12 protein-coding genes are annotated in these 13,001 nt (G+C 71.1%); 11 read left to right on the top strand and 1 reads right to left on the bottom strand.

What is annotated here, in order from left to right; genetic code table 11:
- Position 1: 1 nt before the first annotated feature.
- The gene (locus BUB97_RS14190) at positions 2-355 is read right to left on the bottom strand and encodes an NADH:ubiquinone oxidoreductase subunit NDUFA12 (RefSeq protein ID WP_073135849.1); all 354 of its coding nucleotides are present in this window, start codon (positions 353-355) and stop codon (positions 2-4) included.
- A 200-nt stretch (positions 356-555) separates the two neighbouring features.
- Here BUB97_RS14190 and BUB97_RS14185 point away from each other — a divergent pair, with 200 nt between their 5' ends.
- The 11 genes from BUB97_RS14185 to BUB97_RS14135 all read left to right on the top strand — a co-directional run bounded on the left by BUB97_RS14185 (position 556) and on the right by BUB97_RS14135 (position 12,956).
- Complete coding sequence (locus BUB97_RS14185) at positions 556-2,085, top strand: TSCPD domain-containing protein (protein WP_139281348.1); 1,530 nt, start codon at positions 556-558, stop codon at positions 2,083-2,085.
- A 3-nt stretch (positions 2,086-2,088) separates the two neighbouring features.
- Complete coding sequence (locus tag BUB97_RS14180; RefSeq protein WP_073135845.1) at positions 2,089-2,565, top strand: RidA family protein; 477 nt, start codon at positions 2,089-2,091, stop codon at positions 2,563-2,565.
- The gene (locus tag BUB97_RS14175; RefSeq protein WP_073135843.1) at positions 2,562-2,936 is read left to right on the top strand and encodes a nuclear transport factor 2 family protein; all 375 of its coding nucleotides are present in this window, start codon (positions 2,562-2,564) and stop codon (positions 2,934-2,936) included. The genes BUB97_RS14180 and BUB97_RS14175 overlap by 4 nt, the downstream gene beginning before the upstream one ends.
- A gap of 45 nt (positions 2,937-2,981) precedes the next feature.
- Complete coding sequence (locus BUB97_RS14170; RefSeq protein ID WP_073135841.1) at positions 2,982-4,139, top strand: GNAT family N-acetyltransferase; 1,158 nt, start codon at positions 2,982-2,984, stop codon at positions 4,137-4,139.
- A 7-nt stretch (positions 4,140-4,146) separates the two neighbouring features.
- A complete protein-coding gene (locus tag BUB97_RS14165; RefSeq protein WP_073135839.1) occupies positions 4,147-5,022 on the top strand; it encodes a DMT family transporter in 876 nt (291 codons plus the stop codon).
- A 20-nt stretch (positions 5,023-5,042) separates the two neighbouring features.
- Positions 5,043-7,028, top strand: coding sequence for a DUF2075 domain-containing protein (locus BUB97_RS14160; RefSeq protein ID WP_245818307.1), 1,986 nt, complete (start codon positions 5,043-5,045; stop codon positions 7,026-7,028).
- A 200-nt stretch (positions 7,029-7,228) separates the two neighbouring features.
- Entirely contained in the window at positions 7,229-8,071 is an 843-nt protein-coding gene (locus tag BUB97_RS14155) for an endonuclease/exonuclease/phosphatase family protein (RefSeq protein WP_073135837.1), read from the top strand.
- A gap of 46 nt (positions 8,072-8,117) precedes the next feature.
- Complete coding sequence (locus BUB97_RS14150; protein WP_073135836.1) at positions 8,118-9,002, top strand: PPK2 family polyphosphate kinase; 885 nt, start codon at positions 8,118-8,120, stop codon at positions 9,000-9,002.
- 185 nt (positions 9,003-9,187) lie between these two features.
- Positions 9,188-9,937, top strand: coding sequence for a gluconate 2-dehydrogenase subunit 3 family protein (locus BUB97_RS14145; RefSeq protein ID WP_073135995.1), 750 nt, complete (start codon positions 9,188-9,190; stop codon positions 9,935-9,937).
- On the top strand, positions 9,937-11,703 hold the full coding sequence (locus BUB97_RS14140) for a GMC family oxidoreductase (protein ID WP_086062198.1): 1,767 nt from the start codon (positions 9,937-9,939) through the stop codon (positions 11,701-11,703). The genes BUB97_RS14145 and BUB97_RS14140 overlap by 1 nt, the downstream gene beginning before the upstream one ends.
- Positions 11,703-12,956, top strand: coding sequence for a c-type cytochrome (locus tag BUB97_RS14135; RefSeq protein ID WP_073135832.1), 1,254 nt, complete (start codon positions 11,703-11,705; stop codon positions 12,954-12,956). Before BUB97_RS14140 ends, BUB97_RS14135 begins: the two co-directional genes overlap by 1 nt.
- Positions 12,957-13,001: the final 45 nt, after the last annotated feature.

Raw genomic sequence — 13,001 nt, 5'->3', positions numbered from 1 at the left:
ATCAGGAGCCCGGCGTCCAGGCCTCGTAGTCGCCCGCCGTCGGCATGCGCTGCCCGCCGGCATAGTCATGCCCCTTAGGGCGATAGGCGCGGGGCGTGCCGGTCAGGTTGCGCTGGTGCTCCTTCATCCAGGGCAGGCGCTTCGAGTCCAGCGGGGCCGCCGTGCTGTGGTGCAGCCAGCCATGCCATTCCGGTGGCACGCTGCTCGCCTCGGGCTCACCGGCATAGATCACCCAGCGGCGCTTGCGGCCGTAGTTCAGGTAGTCGCCCCGGCTCTCATAATAGACGTTGCCGGAGGAATCGGTGCCGATTCTGCGGCCGGTGAGGCCGGAGAGCCAGCGCTGCATGGCGGACATGGAGGGGCTCCTGCCAATGCGGGCGGAAAGGGGAGGCGGAGCATATGGCACGCCGCGCGCCGCCGCGAAAGCCGCCCCTCCCACCTCAGGGCTGCCCACCAGCCCCTATTCGCCCCAGACACCCGATATTGTGTCCGCGACTCGGCCGACCCACGACATGGCGCCTTCACCCCCGCCGCAGGCCGGCTTATGGTCGGCCCATGACGCGCAGCGACGGCCCGATCCGGAACACCGTGTGGGAGAGAGTGGCCCTTCGCCGTGCCCGCGCGGCCGCCGATCCGGATGCCGATCCGCGCCTCGTCGCCCTCCCGGCCTCCTGGGAGGACGAGGCGGCCGAGGCGCTCGCGGCACTCGCCCCGGGCGAGGGGCCTGTCGCCCTGCCGCGCCTGGCCGAGGCGTGGATCCGCCGCACCGCCGCGCGCGGCCGCAAGCTCGGCATCCTCTCCACCCCCGAATCGGCCGAGGGCTTCGCCGCCGGGCTGCGCGCCCTGCTGCTGGCCCGCCGCGGCGCCCCGGGGGCTGGCACCTGGGCCAATGACCAGAAGTCCGAGCCGCGCTTCGTCCTGAACCTGCCTGCCTTCCTGGACGAGGAGGGCTTCGACAGCACGGGCTACGCCGCTGCGGTCCGCCTGGGTGTGACGACGCTCGAGATCCTGGGCAATGCCAAGGCCAACCGCTTGCGTCTGGGCTTCGCCGATCTCGCCGGCCTCCTCGCCGGGCTCGGCCTGGATTACGAATCCACCGAGGCCCATGCCGTCGCCGCGGCCATCGCCGCCCTGACCCGCGGCACCGCGGAGGCCGCCTCGGGCGACCTCGCCGAGGATCTCGGCGCGCGAGAGCCCGTTTCCCTCCTCTGGCCGCAACCGCCGGCCTCCACCCCCGTGCCCGGCCTGGCCGAGGCCGCGCGTGCCGCGCTCGATGCCGCCGCCGGCGCCCCCGGCCTGCGCCACGCCGCCATCCTCGTCCTCTCGCCCCCCGATGCGGTGGAGGGCCTGCTCGGCGCCGAGACCGGCGGCCTGGCCCCCGCCGCCGCCCCGACCCGCCTCATGGCGACGCAGGACGGTGGCGTTGCGGAGGTGCCAACCCGCGCGGCTCTCCGCGCCGGGGAAGAGGCCGCACGCCTCCTCGCCCCGCGCGGCCCGGAGGCCCGGGGGGCGATGGAAGCCGTGCTCCGCCCTTGGCTCCACGCCGCGCCGGCCGCCCTCGGGGCCACGGCCCAGGCCCCGCGCCCGGCGCCCAAGCCCCGCCCCGCCCAGGGGCATGCCGCGCATGGCCGCGGGGCCGTGTGGAAGGTGACCATCGGCGGCCACCGCGTGACGCTGCGCACCATGGAGGGCGCCGCCGGGCTGGAGGAGATCTCCCTCACCCTCGCGAAGGACGGCGCCGCCTTCCGGGCCATGGTGGACGCACTCTGCCATTCGGTCACGGTCGGCCTCGCGGCCGGGGTGGCGCTGGACGAATACGTGCAGTCCTTCGCCTATACCCGCTTCGGCCCCGCCGGGACGGTGGAAGGGGACCCTGCCATCCACCGCGCCTCCTCCGTGCTCGACTGGGCCTTCCGCCGCTTGGCGCTGGACCATCTCGGCGGCCGCATCCTGCCGGACCCGACCGAGGAGGAGTGCGGCGCCGACCACCTCGGCACCGCCGCGCAGCAGCTGCCGCTCCTGCCCGACCTCCCCTCCACCCCCGCACCCGCCACCCGGCGCCGCGCCCTCCGGCTGGTGGGCTAGGCCATGGCCCAGGCACAGCAGGGGCGCATCGCCGCTCGCCTGAAGGAGCTCGGCGTGGAGCTGCCCGAGGCGGCGAAGCCCATCGCCAACTACGTCCCGGCCGTCATCACCGGGGACCTCCTCTTCGTCTCCGGCCAGGTTCCGATGCGAGGCGGCAAGATCGCCTATACCGGCAAGCTTGGCGCCGGGGTGCAGGTGGAGATCGGCCAGCAGGCCGCGCAGCTCTGCTTCATCAACGTCCTCGCCCAGGCCCAGGCCATGCTCGGCAGCCTGGACCGGGTGGCGCGCGTCGTGCGGCTCGGCGGCTTCATCGCCGCCGTGCCGGAATTCACCCAACACGCTCAGGTGATGAACGGCGCCTCCGACATGGCGGTGGCCGTGTTCGACGATGCCGGACGCCACGCGCGCACGACCATCGGGGTCCCCTCCCTGCCCGGCGATGCCGCGGTGGAGGTCGAGGCCGTGTTCGAGATCGCGTGACCGCGGAAGAGGCCCTGATCCGCCGCTGGATGGAAGGCGGCGACCACTCCCTCCTCGCGGAGGACGTCTCCTGGCGCGTCTCCCCCGGCTATCCCGTGCCGCGCACGGAATGGCGCGGCCGGGCGGAGGTGGAGGCGCGCTTCTTCCCGCATCTGCGGCGCCATTTCCCGCATTGGCGGATCATGGTCGAAGCCTTCGTGCCGCTCGCCGACGGCCGCCTGCTCGCCTCCGGCGCCTATGAGGCGCGCGATGCCGCGGGCCGCGAGGGCCGCGTGCCCTTCCTGCATGTCTGGACAGTGCGGGGCGGCCTGATCGCGGGCGTGGAAGCCGTCGCCGATTTCGGCGCCTTCACGCGCATGGTGCAGGGCTGACCAACAACGCTTGCACCGCGCGCCATCCGGCGCACATGGGCCAGCATGCCCTCTGAGCTCACCCTCTCGCTGCATCCCGGCATCGCCGACATCCCGGCCGAGGAATGGGATGCCTGCGACGAGACCGCGAACCCCTTCACCTCCCATGCCTTCCTCCTCTCCCTGGAGGAATCCGGCTGTACCGGCCCGCGCACGGGCTGGCTGCCGCAGCACCTCGCCCTGCGCGATTCTTCCGGCGCGCTGGTCGCGGTCGCGCCTGCCTATGTGAAGGGCCATTCCTACGGCGAATACGTGTTCGACCACGCCTGGGCCCGGGCCTTCGAGAATGCGGGCGGAGAGTACTACCCGAAGTTCCAGGTGGCCGTGCCCTTCTCCCCCGTTCCCGGCCCAAGGCTGATGCTGCGCCCCGGCACGGGCGTGCCGCATGCCGCGCTCGGCCAGGCCCTGGCCCAGGCGACCGAGGCGCTGAAGCTCTCCTCCTGCCACGTCACCTTCTGCACGCGCGAGGAATGGGAGGCGCTGGGCGATTCCGGCTGGCTGCAGCGCACCGGCATGCAGTTCCACTGGACCAATGAGGGCTATGCGAGCTTCGACGACTTCCTCGCCGCGCTCTCCTCCCGCAAGCGCAAGGCGATCCGCCGCGAACGCCGCGACGCGCAGTCGGCGGGCCTCACCATCCGCACCCTGCGGGGCGGCGAGATCACGCCCGAGATCTGGCGCCGCTTCCACAAGTTCTATCGCAGCACCACCGACCGCAAATGGGGCAGCGCCTACCTCACCGCCCGCTTCTGGCCGCTGATGGGCGAGCGCATGGGCGACCGGGTTGTGCTGATGATCGCGGAGCGCGACGGCGTGCCCGTGGCCGGCGCGCTGAACCTCATGGGCGCCGACGCCCTTTACGGCCGCAACTGGGGCAGCCTGGTGGAGGCGCCCTTCCTGCACTTCGAGCTCTGCTACTACCAGGCACTCGACTTCGCCATCGCCCATGGCCTGCGTCGCGTGGAAGCCGGCGCGCAGGGCGAGCACAAGATCCAGCGCGGATACCGCCCCGTGCCCACCTATTCCGCGCATCTCATCGCCCATCCCGGCCTGCGGCGCGCGGTCGCGGACTCGCTGCGTCACGAGCGTGCGGCCATCGAGGCGGAAATGGCCGAGCTCGGCTCCCTCTCTCCCTATCGCCGCGACGGGGCCGCCGAATGCTGAACAGGGCGTGCTGACCGCCTATGCCCAGCTCGCCGGCTCGATGATCCTGACCGGCGCGAATGTCGCCGTCGCCAAGACGCTGGCCGGGGCGCTGCCCATTCCCCTCATCCTCGGCCTGCGCTGCCTCATCGCCTGCGCCGTGCTGCTGCCCCTTGCCCTCTGGCGCGATGGCATGGTGCGGCCGCGCCGCGGGGTGCTCGGCAACCTGCTCCTCCAGGCGGTCGCGGGCACGCTGCTCTATAATGCCGCCCTGCTCGCGGGCCTGCGCTTCACCACGGCGCTGGAAGGCGGGCTCGTCCTCGCCACCATGCCCGCCGTCGTGGCCCTGGGCAGCGCCTGGTGGCTGCGGGAACGCGTGACGCCGCGGGGCTGGGCGGCGGTGGCGCTGGCCGGCATCGGCATGGGCGCCATCGTCCTCGCCCGCGGCGGCGAAGGGGAGGGGGGCAGCCCGCTCGGGAACGCCCTCATCTTCCTCGGCGTCTGCGGGGAAGCCGCCTATGTCCTTCTCGCCAAGCGGGCGGCCGGGGCGCTGCCCCTGCTCACCGCCAGCCTCTGGATGCAGGGCTTCTCCGCCGCGCTCCTCCTCCCGGCCTGGCTGCCGGAGGCCGGCGCCGCCGCGCGGCTGGCCGACCCCACCCTCCTGGCGCTGCTGGTCTTCCACGGGCTGACGGCCAGCCTGCTCTCTCTGCTGCTCTGGTATGGCGGGCTGCGCCGCGCCCCGGCCAGAATCGCGGGCGTCTTCACCGTCTTCCTTCCGGCGACCGCCGCGCTGGCAGCCATCCTCTTCCTGGGCGAGGCCCCGACCGCGACCCACGCCCTGGGCTTCGTCCTGCTCTTGGCCAGCATGCTGCTGGCCACCTGGCCCGAGAGGAGGGTGCGCTGAGACCCTGGCTGACGCTGACTGTGCCGGAGCTCCTCGCCCTCTCACCCGAGGACGTCTCGGCCCGGCTGGCCTACGCCCAGGCTGCCCGCCATGCCACGCTGGAACTCACGCAGCGCGCGGCCTGGGTCTCCACCGCCCGCCTCCTCCAGTCCGCCCTCGCGGACCCCCGGGCCGTGGGTTGGACGGTGATGCTGGAATACGACCTCCTCCGGCTGGAGAAGCGCGCCGACTGCGTGATCCTGACCGACCGCGCCGTCCTGGTGCTGGAGGTGAAGGATGGCGCCACCGCCTACAGCCTGGCCGACCGCCGGCAGGCGGAGGACTATGCGCTGGACCTGCGCGACTTCCATGAGGGCTGCCGGACCCTGCCCATCGTGCCCGTGCTGGTGGCGACCCACGCGCCGCCCACGGGTTTCGAGCCGCCGCTGCTCTGGCATGGCGTGCCGCCCCATCCGTTCCTGGCGAACAACCGGACGCTGGGCGATGTCCTCCTGTCCATCGAGGCCTCCATCGGCCCGCCCGCGGCGCCGCTGGACCATGCCGTCTGGCTCGCCGCGCCCTATCGCCCTGTTCCCAATGTCCTCGAAGCCGCCGCGATGCTGTTCGACCGGCATCGCAGCGCCGAGATGGTCTCCGCCCGCGCCGACGCCGCCAACCTGACCCGCACCACCGAGGCGGTGCGCCAGGCGATCGAGGCGGCGCGAACGGCGGGCGAGCATCGGGTTATCTTCGTCACCGGCATTCCGGGCGCGGGAAAGACGCTGTGCGGCCTGCACATCGTCTTCGGGGCGCTTCGGGATGACGGAGCCGCCTTCCTCACGGGCAATACGCCGCTGGTGGAGGTGCTGCGCGAAAGCCTCGTGCGCCAGGCCGCGCCCGAGGGCGGCCGACGCCGTACCCAGTCACGCGGGCAGGCCGTGACCGCGCTGCAGAATGTCCACCGCTTCCTGGAACACTATGTGGAGCGCCCGGCGGAACGGCCCGAGGCGCGCGTCATCGTTTTCGACGAGGCCCAGCGGGCCTGGGACCGCGCCCAGGCCACCAAACCCTCCCAGAGGCGCGGCGCGAGCCGGCTGCGGGACAGTGAGCCCGCCCATACGCTGGAGATCATGGGGCGCCACGCCGACTGGTCCGTGATCGTCGCCCTGATCGGCAACGGTCAGGAGATCAACACGGGCGAGGGCGGGCTGGCCGAGTGGGGACGCGTCATTGCCGCCACTCCGGGTTGGCGAGCCGTGGCGCCGCACCGAACCCTGTCTGCGCCACTGGCACCGCAGCGCCTCGCGGACGGGCCGCAACCCTGGTTGACGCTGGATGATGCGCTGGACCTCACCGTCCCGATGCGGTCTGTGCGGGATCCGCAGGGGGCGCCCTGGGTCGATGCGGTTCTCTCGGGCGACGTGGCGGGCGCGGCGCGCCTCGCGCGGGAGAGCGGCGGCGTGCCCTACTTCCTCACGCGGGACCTTGCGGCAATGCGCGCCGGCCTGCGCCAACTCTCGCGCGGCCTGCGCCGCTCGGGTCTCGTCGCCTCCTCGGGCGCGCGGCGACTGCGGGCGGAGGGGCTGGGCGTGCAGGCCGCCGATATGCCGCACTGGTTCCTCGACCGCTGGCCCGATATCCGCGCCTCGGACGCGCTGGAAACCTACGCCACCGAATATGACTGCCAGGGGCTGGAGCTGGACCAGGTGGGGCTGGCCTGGGGCGGCGACATGCTCCGGAGCCCCTCGGCCTGGCAGATGCGAAGCCTCTCCGGCGCGCGTTGGCAGGCCGTGCGGAACGAAACGGAGCACGCCTTCATCCTCAATACCTACCGCGTGCTGCTGACCCGTGCGCGATACGAAACGGTGATTTGGGTGCCCGCCGGCAGCCCCGCCTCGGACGGCCCTTGGCACGACCCGACGCGCCACGCAGCGGAGATGGATGGGGTCGCGGACTATCTTCTCGCCTGCGGGGCGCGGCTGCTGGAGCTAGCCCCATCCGACGAACCGCAGCCGACCCTGGTCTAACCGCCGATTGCGAGTGACCGCCCGGCCAGGCCCTGCGCAGGATGCGGGCATGATCCGCCTGATGCGCCTCTCCCTCCTGGCCCTTCCCCTCCTCCTCGGCGCTTGCACCGCCTGTTCCCTGAACGGAGGGTGGGAGCGCAGCATGAATCCCTTCTGCGTCGAGGATTGAGCGCGGGCCTCGCCAGGGGCACATCCCCACCATGCTGCGCCTCCTCCTCGCCCTTCTCCTTCTCGCATCCCCGACCGGCGCGGCGGAGCTGAAGCTCGCCACATGGAACATCGCCTGGCTCACCACCCGGAGCGCCGGAGATTCCGACCTGCCGCGGGATGTCACCATCCGCGAGCGCGACGACCTCGCGCGCCTGCGCGGCTATGCCAGCCGCCTCGCGGCCGATGTCATCGCCCTGCAGGAGGTGGATGGGCCCGAAGCCGCGGCCCTGGTGCTGGATCCGGCCCAGTGGCGCTTCTTCTTCCCGGATGAGAGGGATGTGCAGCGCGCCGGCATCGCCGTCCGCCGCACCCTCCCGGCCCGGCAGAACCCCGACCTGGCCGCGCTCGACCTCCGCGCCGGCGCCCGCTTCTCTCTCCGCCGCGGCGTGGCCGTGACGGTCGGGGAGGGGCCCTCGGCGCTTCGGGTCCTCTCCCTGCACCTGAATGCCGGCTGTCGGGAACCGGATGACCGCGGCCGCGAATGCGACAGCCTCACCCGCCAGGCCGCGATCCTGGCGGACTGGATCGGGGAGCGGCAGGCCGCCGGGGAGGCCTTCGCCATCGCCGGAGACTTCAACCGCCGCTTCGACCGCGACCCGGCCATCCTGCCCCTGCTCGAAGCCACGGCGCCACTCACCCGCGCGACCGCCGGCCGCTCCAACCCGTGCTGGGGCGGCCGTCCCTTCATCGACCACATCCTGCTCGGCGGCCCCGCGCGGGGATGGATGCGGCCGGGCAGCCTGCGGGTGATGGTCTATGCGGAGCGCGAACCCGAATGGCGCCGCCGCCTCTCCGACCATTGCCCCGTGAGCGTGACGCTCGATATCCCTTGACCGCGCCGCGCGTTGCTGCCGGACCAGCACCTGTACGGAAGCCTCCATGCCCATCCAGCCCGACCTCCGCGGCGCCGCCACTGCCTGCCGCGTGACCGATGGCGCGCTCTTTTCCCTGGCCGACCGCCGCAGCGATGAGGCTGGCGGCCTCGGCCTCTCCAAGAAGGAGGGCGAGGAGGCGCTGGCGGGGGTCGTCGCCCGCATCTCGGCCCAGCAGGAGCGGCTCTATGCGGATGCGCGCTGGTCCGTGCTCTGCATCCTCCAGGGCATGGATGCCAGCGGGAAGGATGGCGCGATCAAGCATGTCTTCTCCGGCGTGAACCCGCAGGGCGTGCATGTGGAATCCTTCTCGGCGCCGAGCACGCTCGAGCGCTCGCACGGCTATCTCTGGCGTCACGACGTGGCGCTGCCGCGCCGTGGCCGGGTCGGCGTGCACAACCGCTCCTGGTACGAGGAGGTGCTGGTGCCCCGCGTGCAGCCCTCCGTGCTCCAGGCCGCGCCGCTGCCCGCCAACCTCACCGGGCCGCAGATCTGGGCGGAACGGCTGGAGGATATCGCGGCGCACGAGCGCTATCTCTCGCGGCAGGGCATGCTGATCCTGAAATTCTACCTCCATCTCGGGGAGGAGGAGCAGCGCGAGCGGCTGCTCGCCCGCATCGACGACCCCGCGAAGAACTGGAAGTTCCAGGCCGGCGACCTCGCCGATCGCGCACGCCGCGGCGACTACGTGCTCGCCTATGACGAGGCGATCCGCGCGACCGCCGCGCCGCATGCGCCCTGGTTCATTATCCCCGCCGACCGCAAATGGCTCGCGCGCCTTCTCATCGCCGAAGCCGTGGCGGGCGCCATGGAGTCGCTCGACCTGCAATTCCCCAGCCTCGATAGCAGCGGAAAGGCCAGGCTCCTGCATGCGCGCGACGCGCTGAGCTGAGCAGCACGCATTCGTGAATCGGCCGGAAGCGCTTGGCGTGCCTCGCGTTTCCCGGCCGCGTGATACCCCCATGGCGCGGAATTAACACATCGCAATGCGGAGGCCCTTTCGCGCGCCGCAACCTTGTCGCACGTCACGGCTTGCAGCCGTGAAAGCGGATGAATGTCCGCAGCGAGGGGTTCCAGATGTCCGACGCGCGTCTCTCCCGACGAACCCTCCTCACCGCCACCACCGCCCTGATGGGCCTCGTCGCCGCGGCCGCTTCCGCCCGCACCATCCAGGGCCTCCCCTGGACAGGCAACGAGGTCTATCCGCCCCCCGAGGTGCGCCCTGGGCCGTGGCTCTTCTTCACGCCGGATGAAGCCTCCGCAATCGAGGCCATTGTCGATCGTCTGATCCCGCAGGACGAGCTGGGGCCGGGCGGGAAGGAAGCCGGCTGCGCCGTCTTCATCGACCGGCAGCTTGCCGGCCCCTATGGCCGCGCCGAGGGAGTCTACATGCAGGGGCCCTTCCCCGAGAGGCCGCTCCCCACCCAGGGATTCCAATCGCCACTCACCCCGGCCCAGGCCTATCGCAAAGGTCTCGCGGGGCTGGCTGCGCATGTCTCGCGCAACTTCGGCGGCCGCGGCATCCCCCAGCTTTCCGGCGAGGAGCTGGACCGCCTTCTCACCTCCCTCGAGAAGCGCGAGGTCAACACGCCCGAGTTCAACGGCAGCGAGATCTTCGACCTGATCTTTAACAACACGATGGAGGGTTTCTTCGCGGACCCGATCTATGGCGGGAACCGCGACATGGCTGGTTGGAAGCTCATCGGCTTCCCCGGCACGCGCTACGACTTCCGCGATGTGCTGGAGCGGCCGAACACCCGCTACACCCTGCCGCCCGTCAGCCTCATCGGAAGACCCGACTGGAACCGCGCGGGAGGGCGCGGGTGATGCGCCGCCTTCCTCGCAAGGACGCCGTCATCGTCGGGCTCGGCTGGACCGGCGCGATCATGGGCCACGAACTCTGCCAGGCCGGGCTCCAGGTGGTCGCGCTGGAGCGCGGGCCGTGGCGCGACACGGCGTCCGACTTCAACATCGGCACCGCGCCCGACGAGCTGCGCTACGGCATCCGCCACGACCTCTTCGTGCGCACCGCGCAGGACACTGTCACCGCGCGCAACCGCATGGACCAGGAGGCACTGCCCATCCGGCGCTGGGGTAGCTTCCTGCCCGGCAACGGCGTCGGCGGCGCGGGCGTGCACTGGAACGGCCACACCTGGCGCTTCCTGCCCAGCGACTTCAACATCCGCAGCCACTACCTCGAGCGCTATGGCGAGGGGATCTTCCCCGAGAACCACAGCATCCAGGACTGGGGCATCACCTACGACGAGCTCGAGCCCTATTATGACCGGTTCGAGTATCTCGCCGGCATTTCCGGCGAGGCCGGCAATGTCAAGGGCCAGATCCTGCCCGGCGGGAACCCCTTCGAGGGCTGGCGCAGTCGCCCCTATCCGACGCCGCCGCTGAAGATGCAGCACGCGCAGAACCTGTTCCAGCGCGCGACGACCGAGCTGGGCTTCAAGCCCTTCCCGCTGCCCTCGGCCAATATGTCGCAGGCCTACACCAACCCGCTTGGCGTCACCCTCGCGCCCTGCACCTATTGCGGGTTCTGCGAACGCTTCGGCTGCGCGAACTACTCGAAGTCCTCGCCGCAAACCACCGTCCTGCCCGTGCTGATGCGCCATCCCGGCTTCGAGGCGCGCACGGAATGCGAGGTGGTCCGCGTGCTCAAGAGCCCGGATGGCCGCACCGCCACGGGCGTGGTCTATGTGGACGCCCAGGGCGAGGAATGGGAGCAGCCGGCGGACCTCGTGATCCTCGCCGCCTACCAGCTCTGGAACGTCCGGCTGATGCTCTATTCCGGCATCGGGCGCCCCTATGACCCGAACACGAATGAGGGCGTGATCGGCAAGAACTACGCCTATCAGGCCAATTCTTCGGTGAACGGCTACTTCGACAACCAGCTGTTCAATTCCTGGGCCGGCGCGGGCTCGCTGGGCATGACCTGCGACGAGTACAACGGCGACAATTTCGACCATACCGGCCTGAACTTCGTGGGCGGTGCCAACATCAATTGCAGCACCTTCCACGCGCGCCCGATCTCCGCGCGCCCCGTGCCCCCGGGCACGCCGCGCTGGGGCAGCGCCTGGAAGAAGGCCACGCGGGACAACTACCTGACCACGACGAATGTCGGCAGCCAGGGCAGCAACATGTCCTATCGCGACTGCTACCTGGACCTCGACCCCACCTATAAGGACCGGCTGGGCCGCCCACTTCTGCGCATGACCTTCGACTTCAAGGCGAATGAGGAGCGCATGTCGGCCTATGTGACGGACAAGATGGTGCCGATCATGCGCGCGATGGGCGCGAAGCAGATCGTCGCCACGCCCAAGCGGGGCCCTTGGAACGTCGTGCCCTACCAGACCACGCACAACACGGGCGGCGCGATCATGGGCGACAATCCCCGGACCTCCGCGGTGAACAAGTTCCAGCAGGTATGGGACATGCCGAACGTCTTCGTGCTTGGCGCATCCGCCTTCCCGCAGAATGCCGGATACAACCCCACGGGCACGGTCGGGGCACTGGCCTATTATGCGGCGGACGCCATCACCCAGCAGTACCTGAAGAACCCCGGACAGCCGCTGGTGCAAGCCTGATGCGCGCGCGTCTCCTCGCCGCCGCCACGGGCCTCGCGGCCCTGATCGGCATCACCCCGCTGAACGCGGCGCCCGACAACTTCGCGGCCGTCGAGCGCGGCCGCTACCTCGTCGTGCTCGGCGACTGCGTGGCCTGCCACATGAACCCGAATGGCGAGAAGAGGGGCGCCCAGGGCTTCGTCGGAGGTCGCCCGATCGAGACCCCCTTCGGCCTGATCACCACGCCCAACATCACGCCGGACCGCGAGACCGGCATCGGCACCTGGTCCGCCGACGAGTTCTACCGCACGATGCACGAGGGCATCCGCCCCAACGGTGCCCGCCTCTATCCTGCCTTCCCCTACACCTACTTCACGCGCATGAGCCGCGACGACACCGACGCCATCTTCGCCTATCTCAACACGCTCGAGCCGGTGCGGAACGCGGTGGACCGCAACACGCTGCCCTTCCCCTTCAACATCCGCGCCTCGATGCTCGCCTGGAACGCACTGTTCTTCCGGCCCGAGGAGTTCCGCGCCGATCCCAACCGCTCCGCCGAATGGAACCGGGGCGCCTATATCGTGGAAGGGCCGGGTCATTGCGGCGCCTGCCACACGCCGAAGAACATGCTGGGCGGCGACCGCTCGGGCGATCGCTTTGCCGGCGGCCCCCTTCAGGGCTGGTTCGCCACCAACCTGACGGGCGACCAGCGCACCGGATTGGGCAACTGGAGCGTCGAGGAGATCGTCGAGTATCTCAGGACCGGCCGCAACGCCCGTAGCGCCGCCTCCGGCCCGATGGCGGAGGTGGTGGAATACTCCACCGGACTCATGACCGACCCCGACCTGCGCGCCATCGCCGTCTATCTGAAGGAGCCGCCGGCCCAGGCCCCGGCGCCGCCCGCCCGCACCCCGATCGCCGCTGAGGATGACCGGATGAAGATCGGCGAGGCGCTGTATGTCGACCGCTGCATGGCCTGCCACACCCGGACCGGCCAGGGCGTACCGAACATGTTCCCCCGTCTGGCCGGCAGCCAGGTGGTGCAGCAGGAGGGCAGCGAGACGGTGCTTCGCGTAGTGCTCCAGGGCGTGCGCGCCGCCTACACGCCGCATGCGCCTACCTCACCGGCCATGCCGGCCTTCGGCTGGCGCCTGAACGACGAGCAGGCCGCGGCCGTCACCACCTATGTCCGCAACGCCTGGGGCAATGCCGCCCCCGCCGTCACGCCCGCGGATGCCCGCCGCATGCGGGAGCTGCTGCGCGACCGGCCCTGAACGGGACGGGGGGCAACAGCGGGGGCAACAAGCCGCCCAGGCCCG

The sequence above is a fragment of the Muricoccus roseus genome (genome assembly GCF_900141905.1).
Lineage (GTDB): Bacteria > Pseudomonadota > Alphaproteobacteria > Acetobacterales > Acetobacteraceae > Roseomonas > Roseomonas rosea.
The sequence above is the reverse complement of the archived record's forward strand: the minus strand, read 5'-3'. Positions and strand labels throughout refer to the sequence as shown.